The sequence below is a fragment of the Thermonema lapsum genome (assembly GCF_011761635.1).
Classification (GTDB): Bacteria; Bacteroidota; Bacteroidia; order Cytophagales; family Thermonemataceae; genus Thermonema; species Thermonema lapsum.
The window spans coordinates 126553-143210 of the sequence record NZ_JAASRN010000003.1; the positions used below are offsets into that span (position 1 = coordinate 126553).

Annotated in this window: 27 protein-coding genes; all 27 read left to right on the forward strand. The window is 46.7% G+C overall.

Annotated features, from left to right (window positions below; all coding sequences use genetic code 11):
- The first annotated feature begins 2 nt into the window (after positions 1-2).
- The 27 genes from rpsC to FHS56_RS10325 all read left to right on the forward strand — a co-directional run bounded on the left by rpsC (position 3) and on the right by FHS56_RS10325 (position 16559).
- Positions 3-737: a 30S ribosomal protein S3 gene (rpsC, locus tag FHS56_RS10195; RefSeq protein ID WP_166920461.1), complete on the forward strand. Its 735-nt coding sequence runs from the start codon at positions 3-5 to the stop codon at positions 735-737.
- A gap of 33 nt (positions 738-770) precedes the next feature.
- Positions 771-1190 carry a 50S ribosomal protein L16 gene (gene rplP / locus FHS56_RS10200; RefSeq protein ID WP_166920463.1) on the forward strand — a complete coding sequence of 140 codons (420 nt, stop codon included), beginning with the start codon at positions 771-773 and terminating at the stop codon, positions 1188-1190.
- A 19-nt stretch (positions 1191-1209) separates the two neighbouring features.
- On the forward strand, positions 1210-1422 hold the full coding sequence (gene rpmC / locus FHS56_RS10205) for a 50S ribosomal protein L29 (RefSeq protein WP_166920465.1): 213 nt from the start codon (positions 1210-1212) through the stop codon (positions 1420-1422).
- Between the two features lie 5 nt (positions 1423-1427).
- Complete coding sequence (gene rpsQ, locus FHS56_RS10210; protein ID WP_166920467.1) at positions 1428-1697, forward strand: 30S ribosomal protein S17; 270 nt, start codon at positions 1428-1430, stop codon at positions 1695-1697.
- A gap of 2 nt (positions 1698-1699) precedes the next feature.
- Positions 1700-2068 (forward strand): 50S ribosomal protein L14, encoded by a 369-nt coding sequence (gene rplN, locus FHS56_RS10215; protein WP_166920469.1) that lies wholly within the window; start codon positions 1700-1702, stop codon positions 2066-2068.
- 2 nt (positions 2069-2070) lie between these two features.
- Positions 2071-2412, forward strand: coding sequence for a 50S ribosomal protein L24 (gene rplX / locus FHS56_RS10220; protein ID WP_166920471.1), 342 nt, complete (start codon positions 2071-2073; stop codon positions 2410-2412).
- A 1-nt stretch (position 2413) separates the two neighbouring features.
- Positions 2414-2989: a 50S ribosomal protein L5 gene (gene rplE, locus FHS56_RS10225; protein WP_166920473.1), complete on the forward strand. Its 576-nt coding sequence runs from the start codon at positions 2414-2416 to the stop codon at positions 2987-2989.
- 8 nt (positions 2990-2997) lie between these two features.
- Positions 2998-3267 (forward strand): 30S ribosomal protein S14, encoded by a 270-nt coding sequence (rpsN, locus tag FHS56_RS10230; protein WP_166920475.1) that lies wholly within the window; start codon positions 2998-3000, stop codon positions 3265-3267.
- A gap of 80 nt (positions 3268-3347) precedes the next feature.
- Entirely contained in the window at positions 3348-3746 is a 399-nt protein-coding gene (rpsH, locus tag FHS56_RS10235) for a 30S ribosomal protein S8 (protein WP_166920477.1), read from the forward strand.
- A 17-nt stretch (positions 3747-3763) separates the two neighbouring features.
- Entirely contained in the window at positions 3764-4321 is a 558-nt protein-coding gene (gene rplF / locus FHS56_RS10240) for a 50S ribosomal protein L6 (protein WP_166920479.1), read from the forward strand.
- A gap of 5 nt (positions 4322-4326) precedes the next feature.
- Positions 4327-4686 carry a 50S ribosomal protein L18 gene (rplR, locus tag FHS56_RS10245; RefSeq protein WP_166920481.1) on the forward strand — a complete coding sequence of 120 codons (360 nt, stop codon included), beginning with the start codon at positions 4327-4329 and terminating at the stop codon, positions 4684-4686.
- Positions 4687-4708: 22 nt separating this feature from the next.
- Complete coding sequence (gene rpsE, locus FHS56_RS10250) at positions 4709-5218, forward strand: 30S ribosomal protein S5 (protein ID WP_166920483.1); 510 nt, start codon at positions 4709-4711, stop codon at positions 5216-5218.
- Positions 5219-5223: 5 nt separating this feature from the next.
- Complete coding sequence (gene rpmD, locus FHS56_RS10255; RefSeq protein ID WP_166920485.1) at positions 5224-5406, forward strand: 50S ribosomal protein L30; 183 nt, start codon at positions 5224-5226, stop codon at positions 5404-5406.
- Positions 5407-5452: 46 nt separating this feature from the next.
- Positions 5453-5905, forward strand: coding sequence for a 50S ribosomal protein L15 (gene rplO / locus FHS56_RS10260; RefSeq protein ID WP_166920487.1), 453 nt, complete (start codon positions 5453-5455; stop codon positions 5903-5905).
- A gap of 2 nt (positions 5906-5907) precedes the next feature.
- A complete protein-coding gene (gene secY, locus FHS56_RS10265) occupies positions 5908-7233 on the forward strand; it encodes a preprotein translocase subunit SecY (RefSeq protein WP_166920489.1) in 1326 nt (441 codons plus the stop codon).
- Between the two features lie 4 nt (positions 7234-7237).
- Positions 7238-8035 carry a type I methionyl aminopeptidase gene (gene map / locus FHS56_RS10270; RefSeq protein ID WP_166920491.1) on the forward strand — a complete coding sequence of 266 codons (798 nt, stop codon included), beginning with the start codon at positions 7238-7240 and terminating at the stop codon, positions 8033-8035.
- A complete protein-coding gene (gene infA, locus FHS56_RS10275) occupies positions 8013-8234 on the forward strand; it encodes a translation initiation factor IF-1 (RefSeq protein ID WP_038030100.1) in 222 nt (73 codons plus the stop codon). The genes map and infA overlap by 23 nt, the downstream gene beginning before the upstream one ends.
- Positions 8235-8254: 20 nt before the next feature.
- A complete protein-coding gene (gene ykgO, locus FHS56_RS10280; RefSeq protein WP_038030098.1) occupies positions 8255-8371 on the forward strand; it encodes a type B 50S ribosomal protein L36 in 117 nt (38 codons plus the stop codon).
- A gap of 3 nt (positions 8372-8374) precedes the next feature.
- The gene (rpsM, locus tag FHS56_RS10285; protein ID WP_038030097.1) at positions 8375-8752 is read left to right on the forward strand and encodes a 30S ribosomal protein S13; all 378 of its coding nucleotides are present in this window, start codon (positions 8375-8377) and stop codon (positions 8750-8752) included.
- A 38-nt stretch (positions 8753-8790) separates the two neighbouring features.
- Positions 8791-9171 (forward strand): 30S ribosomal protein S11, encoded by a 381-nt coding sequence (rpsK, locus tag FHS56_RS10290; protein ID WP_166920493.1) that lies wholly within the window; start codon positions 8791-8793, stop codon positions 9169-9171.
- A 15-nt stretch (positions 9172-9186) separates the two neighbouring features.
- On the forward strand, positions 9187-9792 hold the full coding sequence (gene rpsD / locus FHS56_RS10295; protein WP_166920495.1) for a 30S ribosomal protein S4: 606 nt from the start codon (positions 9187-9189) through the stop codon (positions 9790-9792).
- Between the two features lie 178 nt (positions 9793-9970).
- Positions 9971-10960 (forward strand): DNA-directed RNA polymerase subunit alpha, encoded by a 990-nt coding sequence (locus tag FHS56_RS10300; protein WP_166920497.1) that lies wholly within the window; start codon positions 9971-9973, stop codon positions 10958-10960.
- 34 nt (positions 10961-10994) lie between these two features.
- Complete coding sequence (rplQ, locus tag FHS56_RS10305) at positions 10995-11516, forward strand: 50S ribosomal protein L17 (RefSeq protein ID WP_166920499.1); 522 nt, start codon at positions 10995-10997, stop codon at positions 11514-11516.
- Positions 11517-11644: 128 nt separating this feature from the next.
- Positions 11645-12763 carry a glutamine-hydrolyzing carbamoyl-phosphate synthase small subunit gene (gene carA / locus FHS56_RS10310; RefSeq protein ID WP_166920502.1) on the forward strand — a complete coding sequence of 373 codons (1119 nt, stop codon included), beginning with the start codon at positions 11645-11647 and terminating at the stop codon, positions 12761-12763.
- Positions 12764-12902: 139 nt separating this feature from the next.
- On the forward strand, positions 12903-13172 hold the full coding sequence (gene rpsO, locus FHS56_RS10315; protein ID WP_166920504.1) for a 30S ribosomal protein S15: 270 nt from the start codon (positions 12903-12905) through the stop codon (positions 13170-13172).
- 128 nt (positions 13173-13300) lie between these two features.
- A complete protein-coding gene (gene pnp, locus FHS56_RS10320; RefSeq protein WP_166920506.1) occupies positions 13301-15493 on the forward strand; it encodes a polyribonucleotide nucleotidyltransferase in 2193 nt (730 codons plus the stop codon).
- A 202-nt stretch (positions 15494-15695) separates the two neighbouring features.
- Positions 15696-16559 (forward strand): sigma-70 family RNA polymerase sigma factor, encoded by an 864-nt coding sequence (locus FHS56_RS10325; protein ID WP_166920508.1) that lies wholly within the window; start codon positions 15696-15698, stop codon positions 16557-16559.
- Positions 16560-16658 lie beyond the last annotated feature (99 nt).

The window sequence follows — 16658 nt, forward strand, 5'->3', positions numbered from 1 at the left end:
ACATGGGACAAAAGGTTAATCCAATAGGCTTACGACTGGGTATTATAAAAGGTTGGGAGTCCAACTGGTATGCCGATAAACGCGACTTCAAAGACAAATTATACGAGGATTACCAGATTCGTCAATATATTGAAGCGCGTGTACCTAAAGGGAGCATCTCTAAAATCGCTATCGAGCGCACGCTCAAGCGGGTGACCATTACTATTCACACTGCCCGCCCCGGTGTGATTATCGGTAAAGGAGGAGCCGAAGTAGACAAGCTGCGTGAAGAGCTGAAAAAACTCACCGGCAAAGACGTTCAACTCAACATCTTCGAAATCAAACGCCCCGAGTTAGATGCTCGCTTGGTGGCTGAATCCATAGCACAACAACTGCGTGCACGTGTCTCTTATCGCCGTGCTATGAAGCAAGCCATCGAGGCAGCCATGCGGGTAGGTGCCGAAGGTATCAAAATCCGCTTGTCTGGTCGTTTGGGGGGTGCCGAAATGGCGCGTAGCGAAGAATACAAAGAGGGGCGTGTGCCGCTGCATACCCTCCGTGCCGATATCGACTATGCCCTTGCCGAAGCTTTGACCACCTATGGTCTCATTGGGGTGAAAGTGTGGATATTCAAAGGCGAGGTGTACGAAAAACCCGACTTCTACAACTTGGGCGAAGAAAAGAAGCAGCGTAAAAGAGGTGGAGGAGCTACTGAAGGGCGTGCGCGTCGTGCTCGTAGAAGAAAGCGCAACAACTAAGCGACAGATTACTCGAATTAAAACGAAAGAATCATGTTACAGCCTAAAAGAACCATATATAGAAAGCAGCAAAAAGGGCGCACCGAAGGGGTCGCTACGCGCGGCTTCAGCATTGCCTTTGGTGATTTTGCCATCAAGGCTCTTGAGCCCGGATGGATTACCGCCCGCCAAATAGAAGCGGCTCGTATTGCCATGACCCGTGCCATGAAGCGTGAAGGGCGCGTTTGGATTCGCATCTTCCCCGACAAACCCATCACCAAAAAACCCGCAGAGGTGCGTATGGGTAAAGGGAAAGGGAACCCTGAATATTGGGTAGCGCCTGTGAAAGCCGGAACCATCTTGTTTGAAATCGATGGCGTAAGACCCGAACTAGCACAAGAAGCCCTGCGCTTAGCAGCTCAGAAGCTGCCTATCCGTACCAAGTTTGTTGTGCGCCATGATTATGTAGGTTAATTCTAAAAGAGCAAGTATTATGAAAATGCAAGAAATACGGGCGTTGAGCACAGCAGAGCTGCAAGCTAAGCTGAAAGAGGAAAAGCGCAACCTTCAAAAACTGCGCTTTGCCAACGCTATTTCACCCATAGAGAACCCTATGAGAATTCGTGAAACCAAAAAGCTCATCGCGCGCATCCTGACCGAACTGCGTGCACGCGAATTGGGCATCGCACCTTCAAAAGCTGAATAAGACCTATGGAAGCAACAAAAGTCGTAAGAAATAGACGCAAAGAACGTGTGGGCAAAGTCGTATCCAACAAAATGGATAAGTCGATTGTGGTAGCTGTTGAGCGTAAAGTAAAACACCCTATGTACGGTAAGTTCATGCTCAAGACTACCAAATTTATGGCACACGACGAGAAAAACGAGTGCGGCATCGGCGATATCGTCCGCATTATGGAGTGCCGCCCCTTGAGCAAAAGAAAACGCTGGAGATTAGTTGAAATCATTGAAAAGGCTAAATAATCATGATAAGACAAGAGTCAAGACTCAAAGTAGCCGATAATACCGGTGCCAAAGAGGTACTGTGCATTCGTGTATTGGGTGGTAGCGGTAAAAAATATGCTACCGTAGGCGACCAAATCGTGGTCAGCGTAAAATCAGCCACCCCCAACGGTACTGCCAAAAAAGGCATGGTGTCCAGAGCGGTGATTGTACGCACTAAAAAAGAAGTGCGCCGCAGAGACGGGTCTTATATTCGCTTCGAAGACAACGCCGTAGTGCTGCTCAACAACCAAGGAGAAATGCGTGGTACTCGTATCTTCGGTCCCGTAGCACGCGAATTGCGTGAAAAACAATTCATGAAAATCGTTTCATTGGCTCCAGAAGTATTGTAATTATGGAAAGGAAATATAATAAGCAACCTAAGCTCAACATCAAGACTGGCGACCAAGTAAAAGTGATTGCTGGTGATGAGCGCGGTAAAACAGGTGTAGTAAAAAAGGTGCTCCGCAAAGAGCATCGTGTGATTGTGGAAGGGCTCAACATAGTCAAAAAACATGTGAAACCGTCGGCACAAAACCCACAAGGCGGTATCATTGAAATGGAAGCCCCCATCCACATCAGCAATGTGATGCTGATTGACCCCAAAACGGGGGAACCTACCCGTGTAGGTCGTCGTCGTGACGAAAACGGTAAGTTGAGAAGATATTCAAAGAAAACTAACGAATTCATAGACTAAGATGGGAAATAAAGTTGCAAATTACACGCCCAACTTAAAGAAGCACTACAGAGAACAAGTAGTGCCCGCGCTGATGAAGAAATTCAATTACAAGTCAGTGATGCAAGCGCCCCGTTTGGTGAAAATTGTCATCAACAAGGGGATAGGAGCGGCTGTAGCCGACAAAAAACTTGTAGATCAAGGAATAGAAGAGTTGACCGCCATCACTGGACAGCGCGCAGTGCCCACTATTGCCAAAAAATCGGTATCGAACTTTAAGCTACGTGAAGGCATGCCTATTGGTGCTAAAGTTACCTTGCGTGGCGACCGCATGTATGAGTTCCTCGAGCGTTTGATTATGGTGGCGCTGCCTCGTGTGCGCGACTTTGAGGGGGTAAGTGACCGCGGTTTCGATGGACGTGGTAACTATACCTTAGGGATAAAAGAGCAAATCATCTTCCCTGAGATTAGTATTGATAAAGTAAGCAAAATTTCAGGTATGGATGTCACCTTTGTGACTACTGCCGAAACCGACGAAGAAGCTTACGAACTCCTTAAAGAATTAGGAATGCCTTTTGCAAACGCTCACAAAAAATAAAATAGACTATGGCAAAAGAATCCATAAAAGCCAGAGAACGAAAAAGACAAAAAATGGTGGCGCTCTATGCCGAAAAACGCAAGCGCCTGAAAGAAGAAGGCAACTGGGAAGCGCTTGACAAACTGCCGCGCAACTCCTCTCCAGTACGCCTTCGCAACCGTTGCTCTATTACCGGGCGCCCCCGCGGATATATGCGTAAATTCGGGCTTTGCCGTAACATGTTCCGCAAACTGGCTTCAGAAGGTAAAATACCGGGAGTAGTCAAAGCCAGTTGGTAATCCAATGATTTATTGGATTTTTCAATGGCGTTTCATATATTTGCAAGCCAATTTTGAAAAAAGAGAAAAACGCAAGCAATATGCATACTGATCCAATTGCCGATTACCTAACGCGCATTCGTAACGCGGTACGTGCAGGGCACCGCATCGTGGAAGTACCTGCTTCGAACCTGAAGAAGGAAATCACTAAGGTGCTCTTCGATAAAGGCTACATCTTGAATTATAAATTCGACGATAGCACCCCGCAAGGCACCATCAAAATAGCCTTGAAATATCATCCGATAACCAAGGAACCGGCTATCGTTGATATCAAACGCATCAGTAAACCCGGTTTGCGCAAGTATGCCAAGGCATCGGAGCTGCCGCGTGTATTGAACGGCTTAGGAATTGCTATCCTTTCTACTTCGAAAGGTGTCATGTCTGACAAAGAAGCACGCAAGCTGAATGTAGGTGGCGAAGTGCTTTGCTACGTGTACTAATTTCAAACGTAAAGAAAATGTCAAGAATAGGCAAAAAACCAATCGTAATACCTGACAAGGTGACCGTTAGCGTTTCGCCTGAAAACGTAGTCACCATTAAGGGACCCAAAGGGGAGTTGTCGCAGCAGGTAAACCCTGCCATCACCGTAGAAGTGGTGGATAAAGCCATTGTGCTCAAGCGCCCCGACGAAAGCAAACAAATGCGCGCCTATCATGGCTTGTATCGCGCACTCCTGAACAATATGGTGATAGGAGTAACCGAGGGATACAAGAAAGAAATGGAACTGGTAGGGGTAGGTTATCGCGCGACTGTAAATGGCAACGTTATTGAATTTGCTTTGGGTTATTCGCACCCCATTTTCTTTGTTCTGCCTCCCGAAGTAAAAGCAACGGCAACAGCCGAAAAAGGGAAAAACCCTACGATTATTTTGGAAAGCATCGACAAGCAATTATTGGGGCATGTGGCTGCCAAAATACGCTCCTTCCGTAAGCCTGAGCCTTACAAAGGAAAGGGTATTCGTTTTGTGGGTGAACAAGTTAGAAGAAAAGCAGGTAAAGCTGCAGCTAAAAAATAATCATTATGGCTACAAAAGAGCAACTTAAAAAAATAGAGCGTCGAGCACGCATCAAAAAAGGCTTGCGCAAACGCATTCGTGGAACTGCCGAGCGCCCGCGCTTATGCGTCTTCCGTTCCAATAGACGTATTTACGCACAAATCATCAACGATGAGCTAGGTGTTACCTTGGCAGCTGCCTCTTCTTATGACCTCAAAACCGACTCCTTAAACGTAGAGGTAGCTAAGCAAGTAGGTAAGCTGATAGCAGAGCGTGCCGTAGCCAATGGCATTAAAAAAGTAGTTTTTGACCGAAACGGCTACCTGTATCACGGGCGTGTGAAAGCTTTGGCAGAAGGTGCTCGTGAAGGAGGTTTGGAATTCTAACCTAAAACAGATAGAAAGAACAATGGCTAAAAAAACTATACGTGTAAGCAACGATGACCTTAAGCATCGCGTGGTAGCTATCAAACGCGTTGCGAAGGTGGTAAAGGGGGGTCGTCGTTTCAGCTTTGCTGCTATCGTAGTAGTAGGTAACGAAAACGGCATTGTGGGTTACGGCTTGGGTAAAGCCGCCGAAGTAACCGATGCCATCACTAAAGGCATAGAAGATGCCAAGAAAAACCTCATCGAAGTACCTGTAATTAAAGGTACCATCCCGCATGATGTGTATGGCAAATATGACGGTAGCCGCGTGATGCTGCGCCCTGCCTCTGATGGTACCGGAGTTATTGCCGGTGGTGCCATGCGTGCCGTGCTTGAAAGTGCCGGTATTCACAACGTATTGGCTAAAGCGTTGGGTTCTACCAACCCGCACAACGCCATCAAGGCTACCTTTGATGCCTTGATGAAGCTGCGTGCACCCCATGTGGTAGCTATGCACCGTGGCGTAACTTTGGACAAAGTATTTAACGGATAAAACAAATGGCAAGAGTCAAAATCAAACAAGTAAAAAGCTTGATTAACCGCCCCAAAAAACAGCGTCAAACCATCGAAGCCCTGGGGTTAGGTAAAATCAACAAAACTGTTGAGCACGAATTGAACCCTGCCATTGAAGGGATGATTCGTAAAGTGGCTCATCTTATCGAAGTAGAATATTTGTCTTAATATCGTTTTTAGCGTTCAGCGAAAGCGAGTTAAATTAGAAAACAATATGAAATTACACACTCTAAAACCTGCAAAGGGCGCTACCAAAAAAAGAAAGCGCATCGGGCGTGGACCCGGCTCGGGGCGCGGGGGAACCTCTACCCGTGGACACAAAGGACATAAGTCCCGCTCAGGCTATTCTCAAAAACTGGGTTTTGAAGGTGGGCAAATGCCCCTTCAACGCCGTGTGCCCAAGTTTGGCTTTAAAAACCCCTTCCGTGTAGAATACAAGCCCATCAATTTGGACACTCTACAATCTTTGGCTGAAACCTACAAGCTCGACTCCATCGATATCCATACGCTCAGAGAGCATGGCTTGGCTTCTAAGAAAGACTTGGTGAAAATCTTGGGACGTGGCGAGCTGAAAACCAAGCTGAATGTAGCAGCCCATGCTTTCTCTGCTTCGGCAAAAGCCGCTATCGAAAACTTAGGTGGAACAGCTACGCTTATTGAGTCATAATCATGAAGAAGCTTATCAATACATTTAAGGATATATTCTCTATCCCCGAACTTAAGCGGCGCATCATCAACACCATCTTGTTGTTGATGGTGTTCCGTTTAGGTTCTTATGTGGTATTACCCGGGATAGACCCAACCAAGCTCCAGTCTTCTTTTCAAGACATCCGAGGGCTGCTCGATACTTTCTTGGGTGGGGCTTTTGGGCGTGCCTCTATCTTTGCCCTGGGCATCATGCCTTATATTTCTGCCTCTATTGTGGTGCAGTTGCTTACTGTGGCACTGCCCGAATTCCAAAAGATGCAGCGCAAAGAAGGGGAAGCAGGACGCAAAAAATTAACTCGCATCACACGCCTGCTGACCATCGCCATCACCCTTGTGCAGTCTTTTGCTTTCTTGGCTACTATCAATAGCGACGCACTGGTGGTAAGCCGTTCTTTCTTTACCTTCTCTTCTGTTATCTTGCTGACTACCGGCACCATCTTTTGTATGTGGCTGGGTGAACGCATCACAGAGCGGGGGATTGGCAACGGTATATCTCTGCTTATTATGATTGGTATCATCTCGCGCTTTCCCAAAGCTATCTACCAAGAGGTAGAAACCGCATTGGTAGGGGTTGGTGGCGAGCTGAAATTAGTCTTGGAAGCAGTGGTGCTGATTTTGGTTGTGATGGGTATCGTTATGCTTACACAAGCCGTGCGTAATGTGCCGGTGCAGTATGCCAAACAAGTGGTGGGCAACAAAGTGTGGGGCGGGCGTCGCCAAATGCTGCCTTTGCGCCTCAATGCCGCAGGGGTGATGCCTATCATCTTCGCACAGTCCTTGATGTTTCTGCCTGCTATGCTTGCCGGCTTGTTTGCAAGCCCTGATAGCGATTTGGCTGTTACTATAGGCATGTTCTCGAATCCTTTCACCTGGCAATACAACCTGGTGTTTGGCATTCTCATCATTCTATTCACTTTCTTCTATACAGCCATCACCATTGACCCGCGTCAGATAGCAGACGACCTGAAAAGGAGCGGCGGTTTTATTCCCGGCATAAAGCCTGGTGAGCCCACGGCTCATTATATCGATAGCATCTTATCAAAAATCACTTTGCCAGGCTCTATCTTCCTGGCTATTGTAGCCATCATTCCTGCCATTGTGCAGTATTTTGGTGTATCGAGTGATTTTGCACAGTTCTATGGCGGTACCTCACTTTTGATTATGGTGGGTGTAGTAGCCGATACCGTGCAACAGGTAGATGCTTATTTGATTCAAAAACGTTATGAATCGTTGATGAAAAGCGGACAAATAAGCTCGCCCGTTGGCGGTACAATAGATGTGGCATAGCACTATGATTTACTTAAAAACAGAAGAAGAAATTGAGCTGATGCGTCAGAGTGCGCAAATCCTGGCAAAAGCACATGCCGAAGTAGCCAAGCATGTGAAGGCAGGGGTTACTACAGCTCAACTCGACGCCATCGCCGAAGCCTTCATCCGTGATCATGGTGCTATTCCCTCGTTTAAAAACTATAGTGGATTCCCTGCATCACTTTGCATTTCGGTAAACGAGCAAGTGGTACATGGCATCCCTGGAAATTACACCCTAAAAGATGGAGACATCGTTTCTATTGATTGTGGGGTGTTTAAAAATGGCTTCCATAGCGACAGCGCTTATACCTACGCCGTAGGTGAGGTGAGTCAGGAAGTCAAGCGCTTGTTACAAGTAACCAAAGAAGCCCTTTACAAAGGCATAGAGCAAGCCGTAGAGGGGAATCGCATGGGAGATATAGGCTTTGCCATTCAGCACTACGTTCAAGCCCATGGCTTTTCTGTAGTGCGTCAGTTGGTAGGACATGGCATCGGACGTTCCTTGCATGAAGAACCCGAAGTACCCAACTATGGTAAGAGAGGCAAAGGTATCAAGCTGAAAGAAGGCATGGTCTTGGCTATCGAGCCCATGGTCAATATGGGCAAACACCACATCGTGGAAGAAGGTGATGGCTGGACCATCCGCACAGCTGACCGCCTGTTCTCGGCTCATTATGAGCATACAGTGGTCGTCAGAAAAGGAAAAGCAGAGCCATTGACTACCTTTGAATACATAGAACAAATCATAAATCAAAACCATGGCGAAACAACCATCCATTGAATTAGACGGAGTAGTTACCGAAGCCCTTTCCAATGCCATGTTTCGTGTACAGTTGGAAAACGGGCACGAGGTGATTGCTCATATCTCCGGCAAAATGCGCATGAACTATATTAAAATTCTACCCGGCGATAAGGTCAAGCTCGAAATGTCGCCTTATGACCTGACCAAAGGTAGAATTGTGTATCGTTACAAATCATAAGGTCTTAAACGAAATGAGTCATGAAAGTAAGAGCTTCGGTAAAAAAACGCAGTGCTGATTGCAAAATCGTTCGCCGTAAAGGGCGCGTATATGTAATCAACAAAAAGAATCCAAAGTACAAACAAAGACAAGGATAACCTATGGCAAGGATTTTAGGTGTTGACATCCCCGACAACAAACAAGGACGTATTGCGCTCACTTATATCTACGGGATTGGGCGCTCATCTGCCCTCAAAATCTTAGAAAAAGTGGGCGTGGACCCCACCAAAAAGGTGAAAGATTGGACAGACGAAGAGTCTGTAGCCATTCGTAACGAGATTACGAGCAACTACAAAGTAGAAGGTGAGCTGAAGTCAGAAGTGCAGCTCAACATCAAACGCTTGATGGACATCGGCTGCTATCGTGGGCTGCGCCATCGCAAAGGCTTGCCTGTGCGTGGACAAAGAACCCGTACCAACGCTCGTACTCGTAAAGGGAAACGTAAGACCGTAGCAAACAAGAAAAAAGCTACTAAATAAGACTTACTGACGCATAGTAGCTATTAAATCGACGAACCATGGCTAAGAAAGATACAAAGAAGAAAGTACATGTAGATGCTGAAGGGCAAGTGCACATCAAAGCCACCTTCAACAACATCATCATCACCATCACCAATAAAAATGGGGAAGTGATTACCTGGGCGTCTGCAGGAAAAATGGGATTCAAAGGCTCGAAAAAGAACACCCCATACGCCGCACAAGTGGCTGCTGCAGACTGTGCTAAAAAAGCGTACGACCTTGGCATGCGCAAAGCAGAAGTGCTTGTGAAGGGACCGGGGGCTGGTCGTGAGGCGGCTATCCGTACTATCTATAATTCCGGTATTGAAATTACCGCTATCAAAGACGTAACTCCGCTTCCTCACAACGGTTGTCGTCCCCCCAAACGTAGAAGAGTCTAAAACTGATAAAGAACTATGGCAAGATATAGAGGACCCAGAGCTAAAATCGGAAGAAAGTTCGGCGAGAGTATCTTAGGCGCAGCCAAGTACGTACAAAAGAAAAACTATCCTCCCGGGCAACACGGGCGTAATCGTCGCCGCAAGCAGTCGGAATATGCCATGCAGTTGGCTGCCAAGCAAAAGGCGAAATATATCTACGGTTTGACCGAGCGGCAGTTCCGTAACCTGTTCGAAAAAGCATCACGCAGGCAAGGGGTAACCGGTGAAATCCTTTTGCAATTGCTCGAAGCCCGTTTAGACAACGTGGTGTATCGCTTGGGCATTGCCCCCTCACGCCGTGCCGCCCGTCAGCTGGTATTGCATAAGCACATCCTGGTGAACGGCGAGGTGGTCAACATACCTTCTTACACGCTGCGCCCCGGTGATCAAGTAGCTGTTCGTGAAAAATCGAAATCGCTGGAATTGATTACCGACAGCTTGGCTAAGTCAAGCGTATCGCGTTACAGCTGGCTCGAGTGGGACAAAGCTTCTATGACCGGTAAATTCATGAATCTGCCGGCTCGTGATGAAATCCCCGAGAACATACAAGAACAGCTCATCGTAGAATTGTACTCTAAATAATAAAACCCTTTCTTTGTGCTGTAGAACCCGTAGGCTTCGGCTTATGGGTTTGCAGCACAAAATATTGTATATTTGCATCGTCAACACTGCGCTTTTGTCTTTGTGGCAAAAGACCAAGCCCTTGATGAAAGGGCACCTGTTTATTTGGCAGCGTAAACCCTAATAAAACACATACGTTATGTCTATTTTAAGCTTTCAAATGCCCGAAAAAGTAGTGGTTGAAAAATCCGACGACTTTGTCGGTCTTTTCGAATTCAAACCACTCGAACCCGGGTATGGAGTAACGATTGGGAATGCACTGCGTCGTGTGCTCCTTTCTTCATTAGAGGGCTATGCCATTAAAGCGGTGCGCATCCCGGGCGTGCTTCATGAGTTTTCGCCTATTGAGGGGGTTGTCCAAGACATGGTAGCCATTGTGTTGAACCTCAAAAAAGTACGCTTTAAGCGCATCGGTGAAGAAACAGAAGAGCACCTAACCATCAAAATCAAAGGTAAAGAAGTCTTTAAAGCCGGAGATATTACCGAGGTATCTGCTAACTTTCAAGTATTGAACCCCGACCTGGTGATTTGTGAGCTTGACCCGGCTAAAGAGTTAACCGTAGACCTCATCATCACCAAAGGGCGTGGTTATGTGCCTGCCGAAGAGCATGACTTGGGCGAGCGCTCACTTGATTACATTGCCGTAGATTCTATCTTCACCCCTATACGCAATGTAAAGTATCAGGTAGAAAACACCCGTGTAGAACAAAAAACCGACTACGAAAAGCTCTTGCTGGAAGTAGAAACCGATGGGTCTATCCATCCCGAAGAGGCTTTGAAGGGCGCCGCTCATATCTTGATTCAGCACTTTATGCTCTTCTCAGACCAAACCATGACTTTCGAGGCAGTGCAAGAAGAAGAAACTGCTGTAGTGGACGAGGAAGTGTTGCGCATGCGTAAGCTCCTTAAAACTCCACTCTCTGAGCTGGACCTTTCGGTGCGGGCTTACAACTGTCTCCGCTCGGCAAACATCAAGACCTTAGGAGACTTGGTACGTTTGGAAATCTCCGACATGATGAAATTCCGCAACTTCGGTAAGAAATCGCTCACCGAAATAGAGGAGCTCATTTCTTCAAAGGGACTTACCTTTGGTATGGATGTATCTAAATATCGATTAGACGAAGACTAATTTGCCGTGAGGCAATACTTTAAACCGAAAAGCAATGAGACACGGAAAAAAAGTAAATCATTTGGGGCGGACCGCTTCGCATCGCAAGGCGATGTTGGCAAACATGGCTACGTCGCTCATCTTGCATAAGCGCATAAAAACCACCGTAGCCAAAGCGAAAGCACTGAAAAAGTATGTGGAACCGCTGATTACCCGCGCTAAAGCCGCCAACAATACCACCATTGAACAAGCAACGCACAACCGCCGCGTGGTATTCTCTTATCTGCGCAACAAAGAAGGAGTGAAAGAACTCTTCGGCACCGTAGCGGAAAAAGTAGGCGACCGTCCGGGAGGATACACCCGCATCATCAGGCTGGGGCAACGCTATGGCGACGCCGCCGAAATGTGTTTGATTGAGCTGGTTGACTTTAATGAAACCCTCTTGCAAGACAGCAACGCCAAGAAAAAACGCACGCGTCGGAAATCTAAAAAGGCGAGCGAGGCAGCTTCCGAAGTGGAAGTAAAAGACACAAAAGAAGAAGCCGCCGGCAACCATGAGGCAAGCGCAGAAGAATAAAATTGCCTTCCCTTTTCATACTCAGCATAGAAGCAAGAAATTGCATCTAAGCCAAGGAATAGCATTTGCTATTCCTTTTTTTATATCCTTTTGATGACCTTTTCAACTTCTCAAACTCGCATTCAACAATGAAAAGCAGAGCCCTTGAGCACCCGGCTATTCTGTTACTCGAAGACGGAACCCTCTGGCATGGTTACGCAATAGGTAAAACAGGTACAACCACCGGCGAGATATGCTTCAATACCGGCATGACCGGTTATCAAGAGATTTACACCGACCCCTCTTACTATGGGCAAATCATTGTCAATACTACCGCACACATTGGCAATTATGGCGTCATTGCCGAAGATGAGGAGTCGGCAGTCCCTCAAATCAGAGGTATGGTGTGCAATGCGTTCTCTGAGTTTTACTCTCGTAAATTGGCAGATGGCAGCTTACAGGAATACCTCGAAAAACATGGTATAGTAGGTATTGCAGGCGTAGATACCCGGGCTTTGGTTACTCATATCCGCCACAAAGGTGCCATGAACGCCATCATATCCTCCGAAGAGTTCGACATAGACAAACTAAAAATGCAGCTTGCTGAAACTCCTTCTATGAAAGGCTTGGAATTGGCGTCGAAAGTAAGCACTAAAGAGCCTTATTTGGTGGGTGAGGGCAATACCGGACCTAAAATAGCAGCGCTGGATTTGGGCGTAAAGCGAAACATATTGCGCCATTTGGAAAAAAGGGGCGCCCTCATAAAAGTCTTTCCTGCTAAAACCTCACTTGAAGAAATAGAAGCATGGCATCCAGACGCTTACTTCATCTCCAATGGTCCTGGCGACCCCGCCGCCATGCCTTATGCCGTGACCACTGTGCAAAAAATGCTGGATACGGGCAAGCCCCTTTTTGGTATCTGCTTGGGGCATCAGCTACTGGCATTAGCCAGTGGCATAGGCACCCACAAAATGCATAATGGGCATCGGGGGCTTAACCATCCTGTCAAAAACCTTATTACCGGACGTTGCGAGGTAACTTCGCAAAATCACGGCTTCGGGGTGAATCGTGAAGATGTAGAAAAAAGCAAAATAGTAGAAATCACTCATGTGAACCTTAATGACGGAAGCATAGAAGGCATTCGTCGGAAAGATTGTCCAGCTTTTTCGGTACAATACCACCCCGAGGCATCGCCCGGTCCACATGATGCTACTTACCTCTTTGATGAGTTTATGAAGCTGATAGAAGGCGGCAGCTTGTATGTCTGATATTTAAGCTCCTCGGCAGCTTGCGAAGGCGCTGGCTCTTTGCAAAAAAGCGCTGCTATAAATTTGATATTCAAACAAAAAGTCGTAATATTGCATTCTGTTTAAAACAGAGGGTATATCAATTAAAATTGATAAAAGCATGTATTTGACGAGCGAAAAGAAGCAAGAACTATTTGAAAAGTACGGCAGAGGGAAGAACGATACCGGCTCTCCCGAAGCGCAAATCGCTTTATTGACTTATCGAATCAACCATCTGACTGAGCACTTGAAAACCCACAAGAAAGATTTCTCTACTCACTTGGGGTTGCTTCGTATGGTAGGTAAGCGTAGACGATTGCTCGAATACTTGAAAAAGCAAGACCTGGAGCGCTATCGTAGCCTAATCACTGAATTGGGTATCCGTAAGTAAAGCTGCAAAACAGGTGTTTAATCAAGGGAATTCCATGCGAGTTCCCTTGATTTTTCATATCTTATGCATCTGTTCAATACCCTCTGCTTTGTTGCAGTGATTTCAATAAGGAAAAAGATTTAAAAACTATGATGAATGAAGCTGTCGTCCATACGATTACCCTACGCGACGGACGAGAAATAACGATTGAAACCGGTAAATTGGCACGTCAAGCCGACGGTGCCGTAGTCTTGCGCATGGGCAAAACCATGCTTTTGGCTACAGTAGTCTCTGCAAAAGAAGTCAAGGAAGACGCCGATTTTTTCCCTCTTTCGGTTGACTATCAAGAGAAATTCGCAGCTGCCGGTCGCATACCCGGTGGTTTTTTGAAGCGTGAAGGACGTCTTTCGGATTATGAAGTACTCATCAGCCGCTTGGTAGACCGCGCCCTGCGCCCCATGTTTCCCGAGGGCTACTTGGCAGAAACGCAAATCAATATCTATTTGATTTCGGCAGACACTGAAATTCTGCCGGATGCTTTGGCTGGGTTGGCGGCAGGAGCTGCTTTGGCTGTCTCCGATATCCCCTTCAATGGTCCTATTGCCGAGGTGCGTGTTGCTAAAATCGATGGTCAATTCCAAGTGAATCCTTTGGCTTCTGACTTAGAACGAGCCACCTTAGATATTATCGTAGGGGGCTCTGCCGACAGTATTGTGATGGTAGAAGGCGAAATGAATGAAGTGAGCGAAGAAGAACTGCTCGAAGCCTTGGCTTTTGCTCACGAAGAAATCAAAAACCTGTGTGCTGGTTTGAATGAGTTGACCAAGAAGGTAGGCAAAGAGGAAAAACGCCCCTTCACGCCACCAGCAAGCGACGAAGAGTTGCGTAAGCAACTATGGGATGCCTACTATGAACGTATGTATGCCGTTGCCAAAAGTGCCATACAGAATAAAAACAAGCGCAAAGAGGCTTTTAAAGCTATCAAAGAAGAGTACCTCAACAGTCTGCCCGAAGACACAACCGTAAATGTCAACCTCGCAAGCAGATACTTTGACGAAATGCAGCGTATGGCTTGCCGTAACCTTGCATTGGACGAAGGCATACGCTTAGATGGACGTAGACCCACCGACATTCGCCCTATCTGGTGTGAAGTGGATTATCTGCCCGCAGTGCATGGCTCGGCAGTGTTTACCCGTGGCGAAACGCAGTCTTTGACCACTGTTACTCTGGGCAATAAACTCGACGAGAAAATCATCGACGGCGTTATCATCACAGGGGTAGATAAGTTCATGCTGCATTATAACTTCCCTGCCTTTTCTACCGGGGAAATTAAACCCAATCGTGGTCCCAGCCGCCGTGAAATAGGGCATGGCAACCTTGCCCAACGTGCCTTAAAAGCAGTGATGCCCAATGAAGAGGAATATCCATATGTGGTGCGTGTTGTGTCCGATATCTTGGAATCCAACGGCTCTTCTTCTATGGCTACCGTTTGCGCAGGTTCTTTGGCTTTGATGGATGCCGGTGTTCCTGTGCGTGCTGCTGTTTCAGGCATTGCCATGGGTATGATTTCCGATGAAGAAACGGGGCGTTATGTAGTACTCTCTGACATACTGGGCGACGAAGACCACTTGGGCGATATGGATTTTAAAGTGGCAGGAACAGCAGCCGGTATCACTGCCGTGCAGATGGATATAAAAGTAAAAAGCCTTGATTTCGAAGTATTGCGTAAAGCACTGCATCAAGCTAAAGAAGGGCGTTTGCACATCCTAAGCATCATGAATGAGGTCATCAGCCAGCCACGCCCCGAGTTGAAGCCTCATGCACCGCGAGTGGCAAGCTTCACCATTGACCGCGACATGATAGGAGCCGTCATTGGACCCGGCGGGAAGGTAGTACAGGAAATTCAGCGCAATACAGGTGCTACTGTTGTACTCGAAGACAAAGGTGAATTTGGGGTTGTCAACATCTTCGCTTCTGACAAAGAAGCCATGGAAGCCGCCATAAAAGCTGTGCGCAACATCGTTGCCGTGCCCGAAGTAGGAGAAACCTATACCGGTATAGTAAAAGAAGTACTTCCATTTGGAGCAGTGGTAGAGTTTATGCCCGGAAAACAAGGTTTGTTGCACATCTCTGAAATCAAGTGGGAGCGTATAGAAAACATTGAAGATGTCATTGAACCGGGCGAAGAAGTAATGGTGCAATTGATTGAGGTGGACGAACGCACCGGCAAATATCGCTTGTCGCGGAAGGCTCTACTGCCCAAACCCGAAGGCTATCAAGAACGCCCCAAAAAGAACAACAACAATAACAACAACAATCGGCGTTCTGGGCGACGCTCATAAAAAACTGTCAAAAGAACAGAACTTTCTGATAACGAGTTTCGTTCTACAGTAGCGAGAATAGCAAAACCCATGCATTTAATCAAATAAGCGAACATTTTATTCAACAAGGCTTTGGAGCTTCACATCTTTGAACTCATAAAGCCTTGTTTTTGTTTGCCTTAATGCGATTAAAACTTCATCAAAAACTAAAATAAAAAGCCGGATGAGACAGCTCAAAATTAGCAAGCAAATTACCAACCGTGAAAGCCAGTCGTTAGACAAGTACTTGCAGGAAATTGGTAAGGTAGACCTGCTTACGCCTGAAGAAGAAGTAGAGCTTGCTAAACGAATCCGTGAGGGAGACCAGTTGGCACTGGAAAAACTCACCAAGGCGAACTTGCGTTTCGTCGTGTCGGTGGCAAAACAGTACCAAAACCAAGGTCTTTCGCTGGGTGATTTGATTAACGAGGGTAACTTAGGACTTATCAAAGCCGCACAACGTTTCGACGAAACCCGTGGCTTTAAGTTTATTTCTTACGCCGTATGGTGGATTCGCCAATCTATCTTGCAGGCTTTGGCAGAACAATCACGTATTGTGCGCTTGCCTTTGAACCGTGTGGGTTCACTGAACAAAATATCGAAGACCTATTCAGAGCTGGAGCAGCGCTACGAGCGTGAACCTTCACCCGAAGAGTTGGCAGAAGAGCTGGATGTATCACCCGAAGAAGTAATAGATACCCTGAAAATTTCGGGGCGGCATGTGTCGGTAGATGCTCCTTTTGTGCAAGGTGAAGAAAACAGCTTGCTCGACGTGTTAGAAAACGACTCGGAAGAGTCGCCCGATACTGGCTTAGTCAATGAATCACTGCGCCGAGAAATACAGCGTGCACTCTCTACGCTCTCTGAGCGTGAAGCAGATGTGATAACTCTTTACTTTGGACTCAATGGAGAACACCCATTGACTCTTGAAGAAATAGGCGAGCGCTTTAACCTGACCCGTGAACGGGTACGTCAAATCAAAGAAAAGGCTATTCGTCGTCTGCGTCATGCGTCGCGCAGTAAAGCCTTGAAACCTTATTTAGGTTAATTCCTCCTTTTAAAGCGAAACAATGGCACTGCCACCTGCAGTGTCATTGTTTTTTTATGCTTGACCTTTCTTATCTTTTTTTGTGTTGTATGTGTTATG